At 40.4% G+C, this 22,595-nt stretch carries 22 protein-coding genes and 1 tRNA gene; 10 read left to right on the forward strand and 13 right to left on the reverse strand.

The window, feature by feature from the left end:
- Positions 1-46: 46 nt before the first annotated feature.
- The 4 genes from AC6UC9_RS00860 to AC6UC9_RS00875 all read right to left on the reverse strand — a co-directional run bounded on the left by AC6UC9_RS00860 (position 47) and on the right by AC6UC9_RS00875 (position 6,066).
- Positions 47-1,093 (reverse strand): WxL protein host-binding domain-containing protein, encoded by a 1,047-nt coding sequence (locus tag AC6UC9_RS00860; protein ID WP_500700843.1) that lies wholly within the window; start codon positions 1,091-1,093, stop codon positions 47-49.
- Positions 1,094-1,178: 85 nt separating this feature from the next.
- Entirely contained in the window at positions 1,179-4,172 is a 2,994-nt protein-coding gene (locus tag AC6UC9_RS00865) for a pectate lyase-like adhesive domain-containing protein (RefSeq protein WP_500700844.1), read from the reverse strand.
- 25 nt (positions 4,173-4,197) lie between these two features.
- The gene (locus tag AC6UC9_RS00870) at positions 4,198-5,229 is read right to left on the reverse strand and encodes a WxL protein host-binding domain-containing protein (protein ID WP_500700845.1); all 1,032 of its coding nucleotides are present in this window, start codon (positions 5,227-5,229) and stop codon (positions 4,198-4,200) included.
- Between the two features lie 18 nt (positions 5,230-5,247).
- Positions 5,248-6,066: a hypothetical protein gene (locus AC6UC9_RS00875; RefSeq protein WP_500700846.1), complete on the reverse strand. Its 819-nt coding sequence runs from the start codon at positions 6,064-6,066 to the stop codon at positions 5,248-5,250.
- A gap of 351 nt (positions 6,067-6,417) precedes the next feature.
- On the opposite strand from AC6UC9_RS00875, the gene map reads away from it, so the two are divergent.
- Together map and AC6UC9_RS00885 are read left to right on the forward strand one after the other, a co-directional pair.
- A complete protein-coding gene (gene map / locus AC6UC9_RS00880) occupies positions 6,418-7,218 on the forward strand; it encodes a type I methionyl aminopeptidase (protein ID WP_500695297.1) in 801 nt (266 codons plus the stop codon).
- A 127-nt stretch (positions 7,219-7,345) separates the two neighbouring features.
- Entirely contained in the window at positions 7,346-7,948 is a 603-nt protein-coding gene (locus AC6UC9_RS00885; RefSeq protein WP_500700847.1) for a matrixin family metalloprotease, read from the forward strand.
- A 45-nt stretch (positions 7,949-7,993) separates the two neighbouring features.
- On the opposite strand, the gene AC6UC9_RS00890 is transcribed toward AC6UC9_RS00885, so the two are convergent.
- The 5 genes from AC6UC9_RS00890 to AC6UC9_RS00910 all read right to left on the reverse strand — a co-directional run bounded on the left by AC6UC9_RS00890 (position 7,994) and on the right by AC6UC9_RS00910 (position 12,287).
- Positions 7,994-8,623: a DNA-3-methyladenine glycosylase gene (locus tag AC6UC9_RS00890; RefSeq protein ID WP_500693458.1), complete on the reverse strand. Its 630-nt coding sequence runs from the start codon at positions 8,621-8,623 to the stop codon at positions 7,994-7,996.
- Between the two features lie 38 nt (positions 8,624-8,661).
- Positions 8,662-9,108, reverse strand: a complete 447-nt coding sequence (locus tag AC6UC9_RS00895; RefSeq protein ID WP_500693457.1) for a universal stress protein — start codon at positions 9,106-9,108, stop codon at positions 8,662-8,664.
- A 94-nt stretch (positions 9,109-9,202) separates the two neighbouring features.
- The gene (locus tag AC6UC9_RS00900; RefSeq protein WP_500693456.1) at positions 9,203-10,918 is read right to left on the reverse strand and encodes a BCCT family transporter; all 1,716 of its coding nucleotides are present in this window, start codon (positions 10,916-10,918) and stop codon (positions 9,203-9,205) included.
- 94 nt (positions 10,919-11,012) lie between these two features.
- Complete coding sequence (locus AC6UC9_RS00905) at positions 11,013-11,570, reverse strand: sugar O-acetyltransferase (protein WP_500695301.1); 558 nt, start codon at positions 11,568-11,570, stop codon at positions 11,013-11,015.
- A 42-nt stretch (positions 11,571-11,612) separates the two neighbouring features.
- Positions 11,613-12,287 carry a ribonuclease H family protein gene (locus AC6UC9_RS00910; protein ID WP_500700848.1) on the reverse strand — a complete coding sequence of 225 codons (675 nt, stop codon included), beginning with the start codon at positions 12,285-12,287 and terminating at the stop codon, positions 11,613-11,615.
- Positions 12,288-12,394: 107 nt separating this feature from the next.
- Between AC6UC9_RS00910 and AC6UC9_RS00915 the strand changes: the two genes are divergently transcribed.
- Complete coding sequence (locus tag AC6UC9_RS00915) at positions 12,395-12,835, forward strand: hypothetical protein (RefSeq protein ID WP_500693453.1); 441 nt, start codon at positions 12,395-12,397, stop codon at positions 12,833-12,835.
- Between the two features lie 90 nt (positions 12,836-12,925).
- On the opposite strand, the gene AC6UC9_RS00920 is transcribed toward AC6UC9_RS00915, so the two are convergent.
- The 3 genes from AC6UC9_RS00920 to AC6UC9_RS00930 all read right to left on the reverse strand — a co-directional run bounded on the left by AC6UC9_RS00920 (position 12,926) and on the right by AC6UC9_RS00930 (position 14,560).
- Positions 12,926-12,999, reverse strand: a tRNA-Asn gene (locus AC6UC9_RS00920).
- A gap of 125 nt (positions 13,000-13,124) precedes the next feature.
- Complete coding sequence (locus AC6UC9_RS00925) at positions 13,125-14,225, reverse strand: NAD(P)-dependent alcohol dehydrogenase (RefSeq protein WP_500693452.1); 1,101 nt, start codon at positions 14,223-14,225, stop codon at positions 13,125-13,127.
- A 212-nt stretch (positions 14,226-14,437) separates the two neighbouring features.
- Positions 14,438-14,560, reverse strand: coding sequence for a hypothetical protein (locus AC6UC9_RS00930; protein WP_010022570.1), 123 nt, complete (start codon positions 14,558-14,560; stop codon positions 14,438-14,440).
- A 110-nt stretch (positions 14,561-14,670) separates the two neighbouring features.
- Here AC6UC9_RS00930 and thiD point away from each other — a divergent pair, with 110 nt between their 5' ends.
- From thiD to AC6UC9_RS00965, 7 genes are all read left to right on the forward strand, one after another.
- A complete protein-coding gene (gene thiD, locus AC6UC9_RS00935; protein WP_500700849.1) occupies positions 14,671-15,471 on the forward strand; it encodes a bifunctional hydroxymethylpyrimidine kinase/phosphomethylpyrimidine kinase in 801 nt (266 codons plus the stop codon).
- 185 nt (positions 15,472-15,656) lie between these two features.
- The gene (locus AC6UC9_RS00940) at positions 15,657-16,262 is read left to right on the forward strand and encodes a 5' nucleotidase, NT5C type (protein ID WP_500695304.1); all 606 of its coding nucleotides are present in this window, start codon (positions 15,657-15,659) and stop codon (positions 16,260-16,262) included.
- 13 nt (positions 16,263-16,275) lie between these two features.
- Entirely contained in the window at positions 16,276-17,154 is an 879-nt protein-coding gene (fba, locus tag AC6UC9_RS00945) for a class II fructose-1,6-bisphosphate aldolase (RefSeq protein ID WP_500700850.1), read from the forward strand.
- Positions 17,155-17,494: 340 nt separating this feature from the next.
- Complete coding sequence (gene glpK / locus AC6UC9_RS00950) at positions 17,495-19,006, forward strand: glycerol kinase GlpK (RefSeq protein ID WP_500693448.1); 1,512 nt, start codon at positions 17,495-17,497, stop codon at positions 19,004-19,006.
- Positions 18,999-20,816, forward strand: a complete 1,818-nt coding sequence (locus AC6UC9_RS00955; protein WP_500700851.1) for an FAD-dependent oxidoreductase — start codon at positions 18,999-19,001, stop codon at positions 20,814-20,816. The genes glpK and AC6UC9_RS00955 overlap by 8 nt, the downstream gene beginning before the upstream one ends.
- Positions 20,809-21,594, forward strand: a complete 786-nt coding sequence (gene tpiA / locus AC6UC9_RS00960; protein WP_500700852.1) for a triose-phosphate isomerase — start codon at positions 20,809-20,811, stop codon at positions 21,592-21,594. The genes AC6UC9_RS00955 and tpiA overlap by 8 nt, the downstream gene beginning before the upstream one ends.
- A 2-nt stretch (positions 21,595-21,596) precedes the next feature.
- Positions 21,597-22,301 (forward strand): MIP/aquaporin family protein, encoded by a 705-nt coding sequence (locus AC6UC9_RS00965; RefSeq protein WP_500693445.1) that lies wholly within the window; start codon positions 21,597-21,599, stop codon positions 22,299-22,301.
- 113 nt (positions 22,302-22,414) lie between these two features.
- Here AC6UC9_RS00965 and AC6UC9_RS00970 read toward each other — a convergent pair whose 3' ends face one another.
- Positions 22,415-22,594: a hypothetical protein gene (locus tag AC6UC9_RS00970; RefSeq protein WP_500696474.1), complete on the reverse strand. Its 180-nt coding sequence runs from the start codon at positions 22,592-22,594 to the stop codon at positions 22,415-22,417.
- Position 22,595 lies beyond the last annotated feature (1 nt).

A 22,595-nucleotide genomic window follows, 5' to 3' on the forward strand; every position in this document is an offset into this window, starting at 1 on the left:
CCAAATAATAATACACAATTGTGTATGAAACATAGTCTTATTAGATTTATAGCTCATCTTGTTTTCTTCCGGCAAAAAAGAAATAAAGACAGATACCAATGATACCCAACAACAATATTAACATAACCAACCAGAAGATGCTCTTTGAAACCGCTTTATTTATTGAATGAGTCGCTGAAATTGGGTTATTGACAGTAAACCCACGCGTAAAGTTCCAGACCTTAGTTCCCTTAAATTGAGGATCATTAGAAATCATTTTTAAGTGAAGCAAATAGCGTCCGTTCGGTAATTGGTTAGCGGACTTAGGAACCAGGTAATTAAACGAACTATTAGGCGCGATTACGGCATCAAAAGTTGTATGTGAGTCTAAAGCATTCATACTGTTAATCGGTGTAACGTCAGTCTTAATCTTGGTTTTTCCAAGCACCGCCGCCCTGTCATTTGATAACTTGACTTCCATCAAATTAGGATTACTAGCATTCAGCATCTTAATCCCATTCATTTTGATGTTAGCAGGTTGTTTTCCGTGTTTTAACTGAATTCCAACCGAATATGAATACAGTGAATTGACTGGTGATGACGACTGGTTGCCATTATCTTCGACAACGTAAAGGCCACCAAGAATGGTTCCCTTGAAGTCTTGAAATCGCCTGTCATTCGGAACATTTAGATTTAAAACAATGGTTTGCTTTTGTTGCGGTTGAAGTGAAACCGACTGATCGGAAGTTTTAGCAAAAGTTACCAACTTCTCAATCGGAAATTGACGGTTATTAGTTTTCTCTTTATTAGCGTAACTAATCGTAGGAGCTCCAGAAGTAGTAGCGGGATTAACTCCCAATTTAACCTTTAATGGCATGTTAGTGCTTCGGTTAATCAACTGGATTTTTAGCTGTTGTTTCATCCCAGGAGTTGCCTTAATATCGAAATAATCAGCCCTTTTTTGTTGGCCTTTCACATCTTTTATCTGAGGAAGAACTTCCAGTGGGACCTGATTTTGTGTATCGGCCTGGGTAAAAATACTTCCAAGTAAGAAGAAAAGAACAAAAGCACCGAGTGCAACTATCATCACCATTAATCTTTGAACTATTTTCATTATAACGCTACTCCAATTTCCAAGTTTAATCATTCATTACGCACAAAAGACGACAACAATTCTTAAATTATCATCGTCTTAATCATTAGTCGCCCTCAGAAGGCCCGTGAGACAAGTTCCAAGTCAGCGTTCCACTAGAGTTCTGTGAATTGCCACCAAGGCCCGCTTTATTATCCCTTAAAACTTCTTCATCTAGGTTCAATTTAATGTTATCCAAATTCCAAAATGTCTGATAGGTTGAATTATCTAAACTCACATCATTACTTGAGACAATCGGGGTTTCCTGTCCATTAAAGTTAATGAGGTCGGAAAGATTGTTTCCCGTTTTATTCCACTGCGTAAGTCCCATGCCACTTGGGGTACTTAATTCTTGGAGAAAACCATCACCAAGTGGGGACCCACCCAAAAGTAACGATGCATCATTTAACAGGTTTCCTTGATTATCATTTGCTGTAGCCGTAACCGATAAGTTCCAACCGTCATCATTTATTTCGCTACCAACAGAATTAGTAAACTGGGTAAAGATCCCCGGCTTCGAACTATTTGGATTGTAAGCTAACGAAGTTCCCTGCTCAGAAATTGGAACCGCCAAATGACCATTAATCAGTGACGCATTCCCACCGTTCATGTTAAATTGCATGCTTTGAGGAACTGCGTCGAGTCTTAACATTGCCGGATCATTATTGTCAGCAGGGTTGTTAGCTCCCGCAACTTGGTCACCCGGATCGACATTTTGTGGAAAGCCATTGTCATCCTGTGTTTGCGGTTGATATGGATTAATCACCCCTGGGCTATTAACACCGTCAACTGGTTCTGGGGTCTCCTTCGTGTAAAACCAACTGGAATCATTATATCCAGCGGCAAAAGCCGTAATGGTTTCGTTCGCAGTCAGGTAGGTTTGCTGTCCGTTCTTTTTAGGCAACGTATAATTGAAGTGCCCGTTAGAATCAGTCTTAGCGACGTACTCCCTTTTGGAAATATTATCAGGAGCTTTGGGTTGAAACATTGGATATCCAAAGGCGTAACCATCATTTGGGATACTATCGTTGTTACCAACATTGGGTTGGATATTCGGATCACCAGTTAAACTAACATACGCATCTGCATAGGGAGCACCGTTGTCATCCGTGACGGTTCCGTCAATCTGGTACGAGTACTTCGAATCCCTTGCATCATTTAATGAATGGTCAAACTGCAGGTTACCTTCAGACTGGGAAGTCCCCACCTTTAAACGAGAGTATTGATATGGATCAAACGAAGTGGGTTGAAAGGTATCATTTGGATACGACCAGCCACTAGCCGGTGATTGTTCCCAACTCCACTGAGGCGAACCGTCATTATCAGAATTAGTTAAGTTCCAAGCTGAGAATGGTTGATTAGCACCAAACTCAATTTGTCCGCTCCCGGTTGTACGACCGCGATTAACCGAAATAATTGGTTCATTAACCGGATGACTATAATTACTCATCCGCAGATCGCCATACCCCAGTTTACGTAAATCAACGTTCCCAGTTAGCGACTGAATTGCCATTCTTGAGTCATTATTTTGAACATTTTTATCAATGTTTAAGGTTGGCTGTTGATCAGAACCTGGGTCAAGTCCAGCAACCTGATTAGGAGCAAAGGTAATGTCCCCGTTAGCAAATATGCCTGGACGATTAGTTGCTGGGCTTCCGTAACCATGGTTACTATTGACCGTTAGGGTTGAACTCCCAATATTAATTCCAGATTGAGCACTACTATTTGCTCGATTATAGGAAGTGATGGCCCTATGACCAGGCGTCATATCAACATTAACCTTGGAATAATTACCAATACTAAAGTCATTTTGATTATTGCCACGCCCCAGATCAAATCCAGAAGTTTGACCTGAACTGTTGCTATTACCACCACCAACTGAGTTTTTAGCAGTCGCATCCATATCGACATTGACATTGTTACCAATCGCAATCTGACCCAGATTAAAAGGTTGACCAGTATTAGGATTAGTGGGAACATTTTGAATCCGCTGATCCCATCGTTCGTCTCCCCAGTCACCAATTTCAAAATTAGGAAGAGAAGAATTGTTATTACTGGTGGTTTTAACGTTAGTTGGATTGGAACTGTCATTACTGTCGGCAATCCACAATGCACATGCTTCCATCAGTTGTTGACCACCAAAGGAAATATTAGAATTAGTTCGCCCCATCGCTGAATACCGATTAACCTGGTTCAACCGGATTTGGCCCTTTAAAACGTCTAATCCACCATAGTTAACAAACGGTTGAGAACCAGTATACGAATAATTGGTGTAAGTTTGTACATCACCATGAATTCCACCATTGCTATCACAAAACATCCCATAATAATTACCACCATACACGTTCAAGTTGTTAACCTGAACGTCTGGAAACTGGGATGTCCCATTCGAATTGCTTCCATTATTTCCATGCCAATCAAAACTATTACCGCCTAAATCAACCGTTGGACCATTAACGTGTTGATCGTCTGGATTACTATTAGAAGCGGTAACTTGTCCGTCGACCACCAGATTACCACTTAGACGAGAAGCAGCCTGGACCTGTCGCATTCCGGTATCAGGAGCGGCAAAATCATTTGCAATTAAAATATGATCGACGTTTGAATTCTGAATGGCCGCAACAAAACTACTCCAGTCGCCCACCGAGACAGTCGATAAATCAGCCGTTTTAATTTGCGCAGCCGACAACTTGGTGGCTGGCACGTACTTACCAGCCTTAAAATCACTTTCGTCATTCTGACTTTCTTGCATCAATTGTGTGTACTTAACGCTCTTTTGGTCCATATCATGGTTACTTGAGGTTTTTGTCTTCTGGTCGTTTCCAGATGACGCCTGATCTGGATTATTACTAGTTGAACTTGTCTTTTTAAACGAACTACTTTGACTAGCAGAATGAGCATGACTAGCTGATGAACTAGCTGTTTGAGGATTACTTTCGGCCTTTACTGAAGCAGAACGATTTGAACTCGTTGTATATAAGAATAGGATCGTACAAGCCACTATAAATAATATGGTCACTCCACCGAGAATTACTCGTTGGATCCATTTATCCTTTTTCACCGTTCATTCCTCCCTGATTTAAGACTTACACCTTGTGTTTTCGATGATTAAATATTACTAGAGATGCCAAAATTGTGACAATCAGGCCTAACGCAACTATAATTCCGATCATAATCAAGAGTGTTCGATCTGAAAATGTCCTGATGTAGTCAACCGGACTAACGATAAATTCCCTTTGTAATTTAACGTGACTAGGTGATTCATTAACTGAATTCTTACCACTGAGATTAACGGTGGCAACGTACCTACCGGGCAATAATTGTTTATTTAGTGGTTGTTTGATCGCAAATTCACTGTTGGGGGCTATCTGACCCCTTCTAATCTCGTCGGTACTCGTCATAAGTTGATTGAACGTCACGTTCTTCAACGTTGCATTAGCTTTCACGTCATCCAACATGGCCGGTTTTTTATTTACTAGTCCAAAAGTAAACATTGCATGCTTGACGGCATCCTTCTTGAGATCGTTTTTGGTTGCCTCAATCTCACTACCTTGCGGTTTCCCTTTTCTAACCTCAATCGGGATGGTGTAAGAAAATTGATTATTAATCTCACCTTTAACTGCCGGCGCATCTTGTGTAAAAGTCACTGCGCCAAGAATTTCGCCATTAAAGTCGCGAAACTTATCATTATTTAAGTTGAGGGACATCTTCACGATCCGAGTTTGCCTGGGAGCTAACTGAAAATCACGATCACTTAACTCATTAAATGAGACCACTTGGCGCATGTTAACGGGTAATCCACGAAACTGACTTTGATTATTATTAAAAAATAACGCCAACTTAGATGATGTGGACGCAGAATCAACTCGGGTGCTAATCTGACAAGCGTTGGTTTTACTTAAATTAGTTATCGAGATGGCGATGGGATAATCACGTGCTTGGTTAGTTATAATCTGGTAGTATGAATTATCATGTGACACATGATAACTGTCATCAATCTTGAACTGGATTGGGGTCGTACTGCTCATACTAGCAGCCGAAGTCGTCAAAGTGGCCAAGACTACCACCATAAATAAAGCAATCAGCGTGATTAATAGTGATTTAACGAACTTTTTCATAATTAGGGTCCTAACTTTTTAGTGAACCTGAGGAGCATAATTCCAATCAATTGTGCCGTCGTATTCATTATCTTGACTAGGGACTTTATCATAGCCAGTAAAACTATTACTATTAAACGGAACTTCCAGACGGAAATCTCCTAACGTCCACGCTAATTCATACACGCCAAACGAACCAACCGGAGTCATTGACTGATCAGCGGGGCCATTATTAGTATTCGACAACATTACCGGAGCATCTGCATCAGTCGTAATGGTGGTCGTTCCAATGTTGTCTGGTGACGCTGGTTGTGAGAGATTATTGTACACAGCATCCCCAATGTCATATTGAAACAGTTGGGTATTCTTTAATTCAATGTACGCTCCGGGAAGGGCATCTCCATCACCGTTAACAAACCCGTTTCCATTCCCATCGGCTTCAAGCGTGGCCTTTAACTCCATTGGTCCGGTATCACCAAAGTCATGAACTTGGACAAACACAAAGTTATTCTGACTTCCATCTTTAGACGTGCTAGAGCCACTTGAAGTTAACGGACTATCCGCAAAATGTGGGTCACTGAGAGCCTGAAAGGTTAAATCTTTGGGGACATAATCGACGGCATCTTGATCATTATTCTCACCAGCCGCTCCATTAGCACCAATGTTGGAATTTTCACTTGGGGTAAAGGGATTGATGATTGGAACATTAAATCTTCCCTGCACGTTTAGGCCCACGTTGGTATCATTATTTTGGGAGTAATCAACTAACCCATCGGCTCTTACAACTCTGGAAAATAGGCACACTAACAAAACCATGCTGCATAGAAAAAGCCTTACATATTTAACTTTTGCTACCAAACTCGTCGCCTCTTTTATCTCAAAGAATAAAAAGTAATCTTCTTTAACAACAACTTGTTAACTAAACCAGATATCTTGCTTCATATTTTAGAATAATTATTAATTTATCACTTAATTAATTGATATTGTAACACGATCCCCATCAATCTTTAAATTTTATAAAAATAAATGTGATGTTCTTTCACAAAGACGTCGGTTAATTTATGATTAGAAATAATAGGCCCAGTAGTGATATATTAGAGGTGTGAGATTTTAACTAAACTTGGTAATTAAAAATCATTTTTATGCTTTATTTAATTTTAATTATGGAAGAAAAAACAATTTATCCAACTAATAAAAGGAGATATTCACTTGATTACTTTAAAATCGGATCGTGAAATTAAAAAAATGGCCGAGTCTGGTGCAGTGCTAGCTGGTGTCCACAATGGTTTGAAAAAAATCATTAAGCCGGGCGTTGATACTTGGGAAATTGAAGAATTTGCTGATAAGTACATTACCGACCACGGGGCTACTCCATCAGAAAAGGGCTTTGACGGCTATAACTACGGGACTTGCATCTCAATCAACAATGAAGTTGCCCATGGAATCCCGCGTCGGGGCTTAAAATTAAAGGAAGGCGACATTGTCAAAGTTGACATGTGTGTCAATAAAGACGGTTTTGAAAGTGACTCCTGCTGGTCATACGCGGTTGGTGAAGTCTCACCTAAGATCAAGAAACTCATGGAAGTTACTAAAAAAGGACTTTACCTTGGCATTGACCAAGCTCAAGTTGGTAATCGAATTGGAGACATTGGTGCTGCCATTCAACACTACGTTGAAGACGAAAACCATATGGGTGATGTCCGAGAATTAATTGGACATGGCATCCAGCCTTCCATTCATGAAGATCCAGCTGTTCCAGCTTATGGGGTTGCCGGTCATGGAATGCGTCTCAGACCAGGCATGACCATTACCATTGAACCAATGGTTAACCTCGGTACTTGGAAAATCAAAGATGATTATGATAAAAAAGACGATTGGACCTACTACGTTAGCCAAGATGGTTCATACTCAGCTCAATACGAACACACCTTAGCAATCACCGAAGATGGTCCTAAAATTCTCACTTCTCAGGATCACGTTGCTGACGCTAAATACATGTTCAAAAAATAAAAGTAATGAAAATGGATCCGAAATCATTAAGAATTTCGGACCCATTTCTTTTTTGTTCTCCATTCTGTTTCGCTATGCTAAGATGGATTTGTTTCAGACTAAATCAGGGATGAAAGGTGGACCAAAAATGAAAAAATCAATCAAAATTGTGGGAACCCTAATGGTATTATTAGTTTCAATGATTGCCTTTAGTTCTTTCACGAGCTCGACCACTGAAGCTGATCAGAAAGTTGACCCTAACATTGGTTTTCGTTATGAACACCCCACCGCCAAATACTATATTCGGAGAGGAACTCCCCAATCGTACCAAACTATCATTGAACAAGCTGCCAGAAACTGGAATAAAACGCATGCTTTTACCTGGATTCGTTCCAAAACCAAAGTTCCGACAACCATTGGTACTACCAATAGTAATACTGGCTTCTGGAAGGGCAATCGGTACGCTGGAGTTACTTTGAATCTCACTAAAACCGTCAACGTTAAAAATCACACTTATCAGTCAGGTGCCAAAATCACGCTCAATCCGCGGGTAATGAGCAACATGGAATACACTTACAAGCAGCAATTGCTAACAACCGAACACGAATTTGGTCATGCAATGGGACTTAAGCACAATCACGCTCAAGAAAGTATCATGTTCCCAAATGACACTTACTATAATTCACTTGATCCTAATCAGATTGGTCTTAGTGACATTCATGGTTTAAAAAACCTGTACAATGAAAAATAAAACAATTTTAAAGGGATGCTACTTTATGAAAGTAGCATCCCTTCCTTATTTCCATCCGTATGTTTTTAAATCCATATCACGCTTAGGTATCTTAGACACATAAGGGTTCCCTTTAACGTAGAAACGATACGGCTTGTCCGTCCAAGTTCCTCGGTCACTAACCCCAATTCGTCCCGATTCGACCACTTCTTTTGGGACTTTCACATGATCAATGTCTAAGTCAAGGGCGGTGTTACCAAGCTCAATCAAGTTCATATCCTTGTCATAAATCCCCAAGGCATCCATTAATTTTCCCGGGCCATTAGTCAATTCAAAACCATTTTTCTTACGATTTTGTTTCATCAAGTCAATCCCTTGATAAGGTTCGATTCCACGAATCAAAATTCCCTCTGGTACGTCCTTAGCCTGAGCAGCAACGTCCAAACAAAGTCGACCATGAATGGAGTAGATATAAATCGTGCCAGGAACACCATACAAGGCTTCGTTCGATGGGGTCCTTTTCCCCTGATAGGCATGCGCTGCTGAATCTCTTTGTCCCAGGTAGGCTTCCGCTTCGGTAACGTATCCGCTCATCAACCCCTTTGGAGAATGATAAACCAGTAACGTTCCAAGCATCTTTTTAGTAATCTCATCGGTGGTACCTTCATTAAAAAAATCTCTTAACTTATCTGACAAAACCCTTACCTACCCTACCTATTATTAAAAACTTTAGACTAACGAATGATAATCGTTGAAATTTTAGACTGCTTAACCAGTTTAACACTAATACTACGATTACCGTGTTCACCGGTCGCATCAGCTCCACAAATTAAGAGATCTGCCTTAAACTTGGGAGCAATGGCATCCAAGATTTCATCGTCAATGTTCCCACCAACCGAAATAATGGGGGTTACGTCCTCCACGCCAGCGTCACTTGCTCGATCGGTGTAATTACCAACCACTTCTCGTAAATGATCCCGTTTTGCTTCGATTTTACTTGGTGTTAAAGAATCATAAATATTAATATCATTATTTTCTAACACCGAGCAAATTCCAAGTGCCGCATGAAACTTAATGGCAATAGTAACTGCGTAACGAAAAGCCCGTTGCGTTGACTTACTATCGTCGGGATCAACTGTCAATAAAATTCTTTCAAATGTCAATGGTTTAAATTTTTCCATTGTCTTCATCCCCTTTCAATAACATCATATCATTAATTTTATGATTTTTAATAAAAAAATAATCAGTAGCAACCCACTGATTATTATTAACTCATTATTCTTTATTAGGATCAGGTAGCGACGCTTCACCAGCACCATTTTGAGCGTCTTCAATACTTTTTACCATTTTTTTAGCATGAATACGACGCATCTTTTCCTTTTTTTGTTTAATTCTTAGATTGTCCATTGCTTTATTTTTAAGCACGATTCCTTCATCATTTTTAACCATGTGGTAAATCGATATCAATATCATGATACATACGAACATTAATGGAAATCCAGCAATCGCACAAAAGGTCTGGATGGTGCTAAATCCTCCGACAACTACTAGTCCAAACGAGAATAAGACAAAGACAACAACCCATGTCATTCGGTTAAACTGGGTTGGTTCCTGTCCCTCCTTTAACCCTAAACTTGTAAATGAGGAAACAATGAAAGCTGAGGACGAGATGGTCGTCGCCAGAAAGATAAAACACGAAATACAGTAAACGACAAAAACAATTACCTTAAAGGGCAAACTGGATAATACAGCAGTAATGACAGCAGCCTGCCCCTGCGTATTCAAAATATGAACCAAGTTAATCTGTCCGGTCCTTTGTAACCATAACGAATAGCCACCAAGAATTGCATAAAAACTTAAACATCCTACTGAACCGTAACCAAGCATTCCAATCAAAGTGGAACGAATGGTTCGTCCTTTAGAAATACGAGCAATAAACAGTCCCATGACCGGCATGTATGACAACCACCAGCCCCAGTAGAAAATCGTTTCCAGTTTGGCAACGTCCGCAGTTCCATTGGGAATGGTATTAGTTGACATGGAAACAAACTTATCAGCCAAGAGTCCCAAACTGTTGGTCTCTGAACTTAAGATATAAATAGTTGGACCAACTAACAGGACAAAGGCTAAGAAAATAATGGCTGTCCAAATATGGGCATCACTCAAACGATCAATTCCACCATTTAATCCCTTATAAACGGTCCAGGCAAAGATCACAAATAGCACCGCAAAGAGCGCAGTTTTAAGTTCCAAATTATCTGGAATCCCTAATAAACGACTTAAAACATTAGAAATAATGGGAATTTCCATTCCAACCGATGATCCAACACCACCCATAATTCCAAAGACAACCAGAAAATCAACTAGCTGTCTGGTGTAATACTTCCACCTAGCCTCACCCTGAATAAAATCAATGGCAGAGCTAAGACGTTGTACCTTGCCGTGTTTAACAAATAGAATATAAGCAATGGCAATCGTAGCCGGGGCAAACATCATCCATGCCATTGGTCCCCAGTTAAACTGACCAAACATGTGCGCATAATTATAAGCACTCTGTGAAAATGGTTTAGCCCCAAAGGGAGGATGCTGCAAGTATCGAAGCGGATCCACCATACTCAACATTAAAATGCTGGCATCAATTGCGGTCGCAAAGACCATGCTGCCCCACTGCAAATCACTATACTCTGGTTTGGAGTGGGGCTCACCCAAGCGGATAGCACCATACTTTGAAAAGATTAACCACATAAAAAATAAGAAGTTAATTATGTAAACCACCATATAGGCCCATCCCATTTGATTAGTGATCCAATTTAAGGCTACCGCTAGTACCCCTTGCAACTTGGAACCACCAATAATCAGAATGATTGAACCAATTCCAAAAATTAATAAGGTTGGAATAAAGACGAATTTATCAATATTAAATTTTTTAAAAATAAAGAAATCCCTCCAAACGCTTTTTTCACAACAAAAAACGCTATGTATGGTGCTCATAGAGCCACTTGCATAGCGTTGTAAAGGTCACACAAATGATAATTACTTATCTTTCACTATCATTATACACAACTAAGATAATAAGTAAAATTCACTAATTATTGTCAATCTTTTTTAATACTTGAGCTGGATTTCCGACTAAAACCACATCGTCTCCAAACGATTTGGTAACAACAGCTCCAGCACCAACCACCACATTGTTTCCAAGGGTCACGCCGGGAACAATGGTGACATGACCACCAAACCAGGCATTATCACCGATGGTAATGGGAGCGGCCATCTCAACGTCTGCGATTCGCTTTTTAGCGTTTAACGGGTGGACGTTTGTATAAAGTCCACAATTAGGACCTATGTAACAATTTTTACCAAATGTAATTGGAGCCGTATCAAGCAACGTCAATCCATAGTTAGCGTAAAAGTTGTCTCCGATGTAAATATTGAAGCCATAATCAAACTCCATCCCAGTCTCAACAAAGAATCTTGGTCCGCTCTTTTTTAACAAGGATTGAATCAGTTGGTTCCGCCTCTCATTATTAGGGGTATTATTAGCCTCCTGCAACTGCTTTCGACAAAGGATCCTTCGACTAATCAGTTCTTTATCAAATTGATTATAAGATTCTCCCTTAGTCATTTTTTCTCTTTCACTCGTCATTGAATCACTCCTTTTAGGTCTTAACCTTATTATTAGGAAAATTTACATTTTGTCCATAGTTTGATTCAATTTCTCGTCCACGAAGACGTTCCCTTTATTTGTGGCGTGACCCTTCGTCCAACCAAATTGGATGTTAGGAAACTGTTTCAATAAATCATCCAATTGTTGCCAGAGTTCCTTATTTTTAAGTTCTCCGCCACTACGTTTCCATCCGCGCTTTTTCCACCCGTCAATCCAGTGTTTAGTAATGGCGTTTAAAACGTATCTTGAATCGCTGACAACCCCAACACTCTGGTCGTTAAGCTGATGATCAAACAACCATTTCAAAGCTTTCACGAGTGCCATAATCTCCATTCTATTATTAGTCACCCCATACTCACCGCCTGAATCAACGTGCTGACCGGTCGGAGCATCAATTAGGTATGCCCACGCCGCCTTATCGTTTGATTTGACGTGACCACCAGCAACATTACCGTGATTTCTGGAACCACCATCGGTAAATACAATGATGGTTGGGCGTTTACCTACTTTACTTTCCACCGGATGGTTTTCAAATTGAACCCCATATAAGTACGCGCCAGCTTCTCTTTTAGTTGTAAAACTTTTATACTCAGCTCCCGAAAATCCATCAACTTGCTTTTTAGTGAGTTCCCACGTCGGATAAATTCCAGGGTGTCTCCCCTGCTTTACCGCGTAATACTTCTTATTCTTTGCCATTTTAGCTCCATTTGAATTAAAATCTTAATTAATTATTACATTTAATCATATCGTTTTGCATTTTGTAATATTTATGCGAAAATAACATACAGGAGGGGATTCATACAATGGCTGACATAGCTGCAAAATTAATTACAGTTGATCAAGCGTTAGCAATGCTCAAGGACCGTCATGCTCAAAAAAATGAACGTTTTCCCAAGTTAATGACTCCCGGTAAGTACATTTTACCAGATTACTTCTTAACTAGAAAAAGGGAAGCGTTTAAGATTAGAAAGCATACTTTCTTAAAGCGGCGCTCCCGCTCATACGTTGCTTTCGATTCAGAGAATGGTCAGACGCTTTGGTTGCACAATTTCCCTAGTCTATCAGAAGCATTATTCTGGTTAGATACCGGCCTTAAACCAGCCGATTCTGATTCAGGATCTTCATTCAAAGAATGGAAACAAGAGCATGCAAAAGAAATTGAAGGCATGAAAGACCAGCTTAGACAAATGCCAAAACCTAAAAAAAGTAAACCAAAAAAAGCTAAAAAGGGTAAAAAGCATTAATATCAAAAGTCCCGAGTTGAATTTGGGTTTTTGATTAACTAAATTCACAAAAAAGCACCGCTCAATCAAATGAGGGGTGCTTTTTTGTAGCTGCTGTGGCTGGGCTCGAACCAGCGACATCTTCATTAACAGTGAAGCGTTTCTACCAACTGAACTACACAGCAATAATGAATTACTTAATTTGTTGTTCACAAGTATACACAGTTATTAATTAACTGTCTACTGTTTTATCAAATTATTTTAAATAAAAAAAGTTCTGCGCTAAAGAAACGCAGAACTTAACTCTAATCTATTTTCGCAGCTGTTCGTTTGGGTAAATGATAACCTTCAAAGAGTTCGATTTATCCGTTCTTGATTTTTCAAGAGCCGCTTTCGTTTCATCTAGTGGATAAAAGTTAGTTAATAGGTTATCAACCTTATCAGTGTTTTTAGCTAAAATCTTTAATCCAGTCTTGTAGTTGTTACAGTATCTAAAGATCCCCATAATGGTGGTTTCATGATCAGTCATGAACGGAACATCCAGTGGCGTTTGGTCAGTTGTTGGGACACCAATGTAGGCGACTTTACCACCCCGCTTCAGCGCGTGAAGTGAAGTTTGTTCACCTGGAACTGATCCTGAAGCGTCAATGGCGTAATCAACGCCCGTTCCATTTGTGATGGTCTTAACTTCGTCTAAAACATCCGCATTTTTAATGTTAATTGCATGAGTAGCTCCCAGCTTCTTGGCGGTATCAAGTCGGAGTTGCTCGGTATCACTGACAATGATGGTGTCAGCACCATGGGCCTTTGCAGCTAAGATCGCAAGCAATCCAACTGGTCCCATCCCTGAAATCAAAATAGTAGATCCCACGTCAACTCCCAATTTCTGAGTGGCATGAACGCCAACTGATAGTGGCTCATTTAGAGTCGCCTCTTCATAGGAAACGTTTTCAGGAATGTGATAAACAAAGTCTTGTGGATAAACGATGAATTGAGTTAAATCACCATCAACTGGCGGGGTCGCCATGAATTGCATGTTAGGACAGAGGTTATAATGACCGGTTCGACAAGCCTCACAATGACCACAGGGAACGCCCGGTTCCATTGCGACTCGATCACCACGTTTAAAGTCGGTTACTTGATCACCCACTGCTACAATCACACCAGAACTTTCATGTCCTAAGATTAAGGGTTTTTTAACCACAAAATCACCAATGTGTCCTTGGTCATAGTAGTGAACATCTGAACCACAGATTCCAACGGCCACAACTTTAATCAAAACATCGGTTGGACCCATTTTTTTTAACTTAGTGTCCTTCATATCAATATCAAACATTTTTTCTAAGACCGCACTTTTAGTGGTCTTAGGCATATTATTTTTGTCATAGTCGGGAATTTTTACATCAGTCATGATTTTCAGTCTCCTTTATTAAGAACTCATTTACAAAAATCATTTTAGGTTAGAAACCTACAACTCCCATTTTTATCATCCCATTCCCATAATTTTCACCATCATTATCACACCTTGCTCAGTGGTTATCAATAAAAAAGCACAAAAAAATAGACCACTAATTATCAAAATAAATCAATAATCAGACGTCTAGTAAAAGTTAATTAGTTCAATTATTTAGCAGGTTTTTGTTTCAAAAACTTTTGTAAGTCTGCTACTTCTTTTTGTTTTGCTTTACGTTTTTTAGTGTCGATCGGACGACGACCTTGGACACCATTTGGATGACAAATTCTCATGATGAAAAACTCCTTCCAATTAAGTCTAATTCCTTAAATACATCAGCTCTTAGTATTATAATACATGGAACAGGTAAAAATCAAATCAAACTAGAATGGAGACGCAAAAAATGGCTAAAGATTATCCACAAGCAGTAACGATTGCTGGAAGCGATAGCGACGGTAGTGCTGGCGTCCAAGCTGATTTAAACACTTTCTTTGCCCGTCGGGTCTACGGGGCATCGATTATCACAGCATGTGTATCGGGTAATTCATATGGGATTCACGATAGTGTTAACATGCCGACTAGTTTTATTGACCAGGAATTTAAAGACCTCGGTGATGACTTTCACATCTTGGCTGCTAAAACTGGCATGTTATCAGACGCTAACATCATTAATACGGTCGTAAAAGATTATCAGCTCTATGACTTTGGTCCCCTCGTGGTTGATCCAGTAATCACCACCAAATTTGGTACCATGCTTTTAGAAGCGGATGCTTTTGACGCCATGAAAAACCAACTGGTTCCCATGGCAACCGTCCTCACGCCTAACTTTTTTGAAGCGCAAAAGTTGACTGGTTTAGACGTTAACGATCCCAACTTTATGGCAAAGTCAGCTCAAGCCATGCAGGACATGGGGGCTAGTAACATAATTGTTAAAGGACGCCATGATGACCCCAGTCAGACCAAGGTTTCTGACTACGTTTTACTTGAAGACGGCAAACATTTTAATATCGACGGCCCTTATTTTACCACCGACCGTAAAAACGGAACTGGTGATACTCTTTCAGCTGGCATTACCGCTGAACTGGCAAAGGGACACACCGTTTCCGATTCCATTAAGATTGCCAAACAATACGTTGATGGCGCAATCGAAGACGAGATCCAAGTTGGTCATAAATATGGTCCAATCAATCATTGGGCAAGATAATTTAGGAATTAATATTTGTAAGACGCAAATTCATTACTTAAGGGATGAGTTTGGGTCTTTTTTTGGATTGAGCTCAATTTTCATTTGAGGCAAATTAATCATAATGTGGTATGTTCTAATTATCCAAGCTTAAATAATTTTGATTATTAATTTATTGATCAAAAAGGAAAGGAATCTTATGTTTCATGAAAGCAAACAAACCAATAAAGTTATTTTTAGACATGGATAACGTGTTAGTTAATACCATCCCTGTTCTAAACCAACGGGCGAAATCATTACCAACCGGAGCTCGTCCTGATCGGATCCCCGGCATCTTTAAGGATCTTGATCCGACCGAAAATGCGATTGAAAGTGTTAATCAACTAAAAAAATATTATGATTTGTACATCCTCACTACTGCTCCGTGGAGCAATCCAAGTGCTTGGCAGGATAAGGTAGCGTGGATTCAACGCTACTTTGGTCAAGAAAAAGGAAGCCCCTTTTACAAAAAAATCACAATGACTCACGATAAGAGTCTCGTTCACTACGTTGGTGGAATTCTGATCGATGATCGTCCGTATCATGGTGCCAGTGCTTGGAACGACACCAAAACCAACAGTGTGTGGATCCAATACGGATTTGATAAACGATTGACTTGGAAAGATGATCTAGTTCCATTCTTGATTAAAATTGCCCAATATGGCAATCAAACTAACCAGTTGATTGATGCCGTCAATCAGGCCAATGATCAAAATCCAAAATACGTCGTCCACGGAAATGTAAGTACGTTTCAAAAAGAAAATTGGGAATAAGGGAGAAAATAAAATGATTACAAACAGTACTGAAATGTTAGATAAAGCTCGAAAAGAACACTATGCCGTTCCGGCATTCAACGTCAACAACCTCGAATGGGCGAAAGCCATCTTAGAAGCATGTGAAGAAGCCAAGTCACCGGTCATTATGCAGGTTACTTCTGGTGCGGCCAACTACATGGGCAGTTTTAGATTAGCCTATGATTTGATTGTGGATATGCACAATGCGTTAAACATCACGGTGCCGGTCTCAATCCATCTCGATCACGGAAACTACTACGACTCCATTAAAACCCTTGGAATCAAGTTCACTTCAATCATGTTTGACGGGTCTGCCTTACCATTAAACGAAAACCTCGAAAAAACCAAGACCCTAATTAAGTTAGCACACGCAGAAGACGTTAGTGTCGAAGCCGAAGTCGGAACCATTGGTGGTGAAGAAGATGGCGTAATTGCTGATGGTGAAATTGCACCAGTTGATTCAGCCGTCAAAATGGCCGAGACTGGCGTAGACATGCTGGCAGTTGGCATCGGTAATATCCACGGTAAGTATCCAAAGGACTGGAAGGGTTTAAACTTTGCTCATCTAAAAAAGATCGACCAAGCCCTTTATGATAATACGGGAAAGCAAATCCCATTGGTTCTCCATGGCGGCTCTGGAATTCCTGATGACCAAATCAAAAAGGCCATTCAATTAGGAATCTCTAAGATCAACGTCAATACTGAGGGACAATTAGCTTTCCACCAAGCAATGCGTGACTACGTCCACTCTGATAAAGACCTCGAAGGAAAAAATTATGACCCCCGAATCTTCTTAAAGGCTGGAACCAACGCGCTTAAAAACATGTGCCTAGACCGGATTGGAGTCTTTGGATCAGAAAACAAAGCCTAATTCATACCCGTTATCAAAATAATTAATCCATCTGGATTCACATTTATCTAAAAATGTGAATCCTTTTTTTATTCCATCAGTTCATTCATCAACTACATATAATAAAATGAATAAAGTTTAACGAACGTTAACCCACGTGATTACTCATTTTCTTACTCAAAGCCGGATATTATCCAGGATGTTTTTATTGTGAAATTTGATATTGGTAGTATACTAACCGTTAAAGAAAACGTTTTCTTTAGTTTATGAATGCTGCCATCAAGCGAATCCTAGGAAAATGGCACATTTAATAATTATGTGAAATATGGTTTATTTGTGAAAGTAAGAAGTGATAGACAAAATGAAAAAATATATTTTAGTAATTGACGAAGGAACCACCAGTGTTCGCGCTATCATTTACGATAAAAACGCAAACGTGGTATCTAGCGATCAAAAAGAATTAACCATGTATTTCCCGGAACCCGGTTGGGTGGAACAGGATGCTAACGAAATTTGGTTAACCGCCCAAGCCGTGATGGCAACCGCCATTATCAAGGGCCGGATTAATCCGAATGAGATCGCTAGTATCGGAATTACTAATCAACGAGAAACCACCGTAATTTGGGACAAAGAAAGTGGATTGCCCATTTCTAAGGCCATTGTGTGGCAATCACGTCAAACTGCCCCAATAGCCAAAACAATGATTGATGCCGGGTATAAAAGCATGGTGCAAAAGAAAACCGGCTTAATTATCGATGCGTATTTTTCTGCCACTAAAATCAGATACATCTTGGATCAAGTCTCTGGTGCCCAGGAACGAGCCGAAAATGGTGAACTTCTGTTTGGTACGATCGACAGTTGGTTACTTTGGAAACTAACGGGCGGTGAAGTTCATGCGACTGATTATTCGAACGTTTCTCGAACCATGCTATATAACATCGAAAATCTCGACTGGGATCCAGAATTATTGAACATTCTCAATATTCCTAAAGTCATGCTTCCAGAAGTCAAAGACTCATCGGGAGTCTTTGGTAAGAGTCTGCCGGAAAACTTTTTTGGTGCTTCGGTTCCCATCTCTGGAATCGCAGGCGATCAACAAGCCGCTCTGTTTGGTCACTTAGCGGTTAATTCCGGTGATGTTAAAAACACTTATGGCACCGGTTCCTTTATTGTGATGAATACGGGAAAAAAGCCCAAATACTCACACAACGGCTTATTAACCACGATTGGTTATGGAATTGGTGGTCAAATTACCTACGCTTTGGAGGGATCCGTGTTTATTGCTGGTTCCGCCATCCAGTGGCTAAGGGATCGCATGCAGTTAGTTAAAACGGCTCCCGATACCGAAAATCTAGCCAACAAGTCTAATAATCACAACGAGGTTTATGTCGTCCCAGCATTCACTGGATTAGGTGCTCCGTACTGGAATCCAGACGCGCGTGGTGCGGTCTTCGGTTTATCACGTGGAACCACCAAAAATGACTTTGTTAAGGCAACGTTACAGTCCATTGCCTATCAAAGTCGGGACGTTGTGGGTGCCATGGTAAATGATACTAATATGCCAGTCACCAACCTCCATGTTGATGGGGGAGCCTCGTTAAATAACTATTTAATGCAATTTCAATCCGATCTTTTAGAGACCTCAGTCGTGCGATCAAAAGACATTGAAATGACAGGACGTGGTGCTGCCTATTTAGCCGGACTAGCCATTGGATTCTGGAAGAGTATTGATGAACTTAAAAAGCTTCAGCCTGAGCCAACCATTTTCAATCCCAACATGGAAAAAGATGAAGCAGAAAGCTTATATTCGGGCTGGAAACAAGCAGTTAAGGCAACTGAATCATTTAAGCCTCAGGAGAATGAAAATGAATAACTTTTCGTATAAAAACCGAAACCAAGATATTGATCAACTTAAAAATGATGATTTTGACGTCACAATCATTGGCGGTGGCATCACTGGAGCAGGCATTGCCGTTCAGGCCGCTGCTTCGGGTCTCAAAACCGCTTTAATTGATATGCAGGATTTTGCTGAAGGAACCAGTAGTCGTTCGACCAAACTCGTTCATGGGGGAATCCGCTACCTCAAGACTTTTGATATCGACGTCGTAAACGACACCGTCAAGGAACGAGCCATTGTGCAACATATCGCTCCACACATCCCTCGTCCTTCCAAAATGCTACTGCCACTTTACGATAATAAGGATGACACTTTCACCCCGTTAAGCGCAGAAGTCGCCATGGCCATTTACGATCGTTTAGCCAACGTTTCAAAAGACAGTCCCTTTGCACACCAAACATTGTCAAAAGCGGATGCAGAGAAAAAATTACCCCACCTAAACCACAATCATTTAGTTGGGATGGGAGTCTATCTTGATTACAAAAATAACGATGCGCGCCTCACAATCGAAAACATTAAACAAGCAGTCAGTGATGGTGCCGTTGCCGTTAGTCACGTTAAAGCAGTCAACATCGAAAACGATCACAATCAAAAGATTGTAAACGTGATTGATAGAGAAGATAACACCGAATTTCCAATTAAATCCAAAATCGTCATCAATGCGGCAGGCCCTTGGTACGATGGCATTGTTAAAATGTTTGATTACGATCATAAGCAAAAAATCAGACCTACCAAGGGAGTTCACTTAGTAGTTGATCAAAGCAAACTTAAGGTGCCCCTCCCCGTTTACTTAGACTCTGGGTTAGACGACGGTCGGATGATTTTTATCATCCCAAGATTTGGAAAAACTTACTTTGGAACGACGGACACGGATTACGATGGTGATTACAGCAACCCAACCGTTAATCAAAAAGATGTTGACTATCTCTTAAAGGCCGTTAACCAACACTTCCCAAACGCTAACTTAACGACTAACGATATAGAAGCAAGCTGGGCTGGCATTCGTCCTTTGATTGAATCCGGTGATTATAACGGGAATACCACGCACAAAAACTTAAATGACGACGATCTGCACCACTTAGACACTAAAATCAATCAATACTTTAACCAACAGATTGACCACAACGACGTTAACAATTACGTTCATTCGGTAGTTTCAAACGACCAAAGTGCTTCAAGTGTTTCACGTGGATTTGAAATCAAACTGGTCGACGGTGTCATCAACGTGTCTGGCGGTAAATTAACTGATTACCGGCTAATGGGCGAAGACACGATGAAACTCGTCAAAAAAGAACTGGAACAAAAATTTGATCAACCTGTTTCATTAATTGACTCTAAAAATTACCAAATCTCTGGTGGCCACTTCGATTCAAACGACGTTAATGGCAACATTAAAAGTTATGCTTCTACCTTAGTCAACCGCGGCTTAAGCACCAAGGAAGCCATGGCGATTGCCAACCTGTTTGGATCAAACACTCCCTTAATCGCTAACTACGTTGCCAGTGGCGTCACTGCGCCAGGTTTAACTTTGGCAGAAACAAGTGTTCTTCACTACTCAATTGATCACGAAATGATCAGTCGTCCAATCGACTTCTTACTTAGAAGAACGAACTACCTCCTATTTGATTCTGAGAAAACCGATCAAATCGAGAGGCCGGTCATCGATGAAATGAGCCGCCAATTAGGCTGGGATCGAGCAACTAAAGAAAACATGACCAGGGAATACTTTAAGATCCGCCATCAGTCTCAATTAAAGAAACTAAAGGAGGCTAGTCTCAATGAGTAATCGAATTCCACTTATTTTAGCAAATTGGAAAATGAACAAAACCAGCAAAGATATTGAGGACTTCTTAAAATCATTAGAAGGTAAGTTGCCTGATAAAAACCTCGTTCGAGTTGGCATTGCGGCTCAAAACGTCTACCTTTATAAAATGGTTCAGTTCATTCAATCCCAAAAAGAGCCCATCGAAGTTTTTGCCGAAAATTTGCACTGGGCCGACGAAGGTCCGTACACCGGAGAAACGTCCCCGGTTGCATTATCAGACCTTGGAATCAATGGTTCTATAATTGGTCACTATGAACGCCGCAAGATGTTTAAAGAAACGAACGGTACAATTGGATTAAAAATCATGGGCAGCTTTCGCAATCACCTCACTCCGGTAGTGGCAATCTCAGAAGATACCTCAACCTATAATCCTGATGATCTGGAGATGTCACCCTTAACCGAAATTGCCGTTTCATTTGCTGGCATCAACAAAAAGGATGCTGAACATTTAGTCATTGCATACGAACCATCGTGGTCCATCGGTGCTGCTAAAACAGCCTCATTAGCGGAGATTGAACATGCAGCACGGGTGATTCGCACCTCCCTTAAGATTATTTTCGGAAATGACACTGCCGAAAAGATCAGGATTCAATACGGTGGAGCAGTCACCCCAGAAAATGCCAAAGCCATTTTTTCATTACCAAATATCGACGGACTGCTGATTGGAAGAGCCTCATTATCTTCAGATACCTTTCTTAAAATCATCAATGACGTGGCCGAAGTTCAAAGAGGAACCTAATAATGAAATTAAAAATCTTTGGTGAACTGGTTGGGACTGCCTTATTAATCTATTTAGGAACAGGCCTCATCATTTTCAGCGGACCGTACGCTGACCAGTTAGGTCCGTCGGTTGGGTGGGGTCTCACCTTATCCATTCTGGTTTATGCCACTGGACCACTTTCAGGAGCTCATCTAAATCCAGCCGTAACCCTTACCATGTATTTAACTAAAAGAATGCCCGGAAAAGAGGCGATTATTTATGTAATTAGTCAACTAGTCGGCGGTCTCTTAGGTGAAATTTGTGTCGTTTTAACCTACGTCTCACTGCTTAACAAGACTGGTGAAAGTTGGAACAAGGAAGTTAGCACTAATTATTTAGGTGGAACGGTCTTCCCCCACATCTCCGCTCCAATTGCTTTCTTCACCGAAGTTCTACTGACCACCACTTTGTTAATTGTGATCCTAGTCTTAAACCATTCTAAAACAAATATGTATGCCATTCAGTCACCAATTGCCGTCGGCTTTACCATCTTTGTTTTGGTAATTGTTGGTGGTAAGTTAACCGGCGCTTCAATGAATCCCGTCCGATCATTGTTCCCCGCTATTTTTGCTGGTGGATTAGCATTAAAATCACTATGGCTTTATCTAACAGCACCACTTGTCGGTTCGATTCTGGCAGCCTTAATAAACCAATACATTATTTCAGACCGAAGCGAACGAATTTAGTATTATAAATAAAAAAGCTCCCAAAACGGAGCTTTTAAATCAAACCTTACCACAGGGGCTCGTCTTTAACGACGGGTCCCTTTTGTTGTCAATACCATCAACGTAAAGAGTCCTTACCATTTTTCGGGACTCCAACTTCTCCCATCAATTTCATTTTCAGCCTGCTCATTTCTTTTGGCCTGTTCTTTAACTAACTGTTTACATCCATATAACAGTGAACGATTAATAAATGACGTCTGGGTCTTAATTAATTCATTAATCTTATTAGTCGTCCATTCTTCATTATCATCCATA

The organism is Fructilactobacillus sp. X7R4C1 (genome assembly GCF_059901115.1).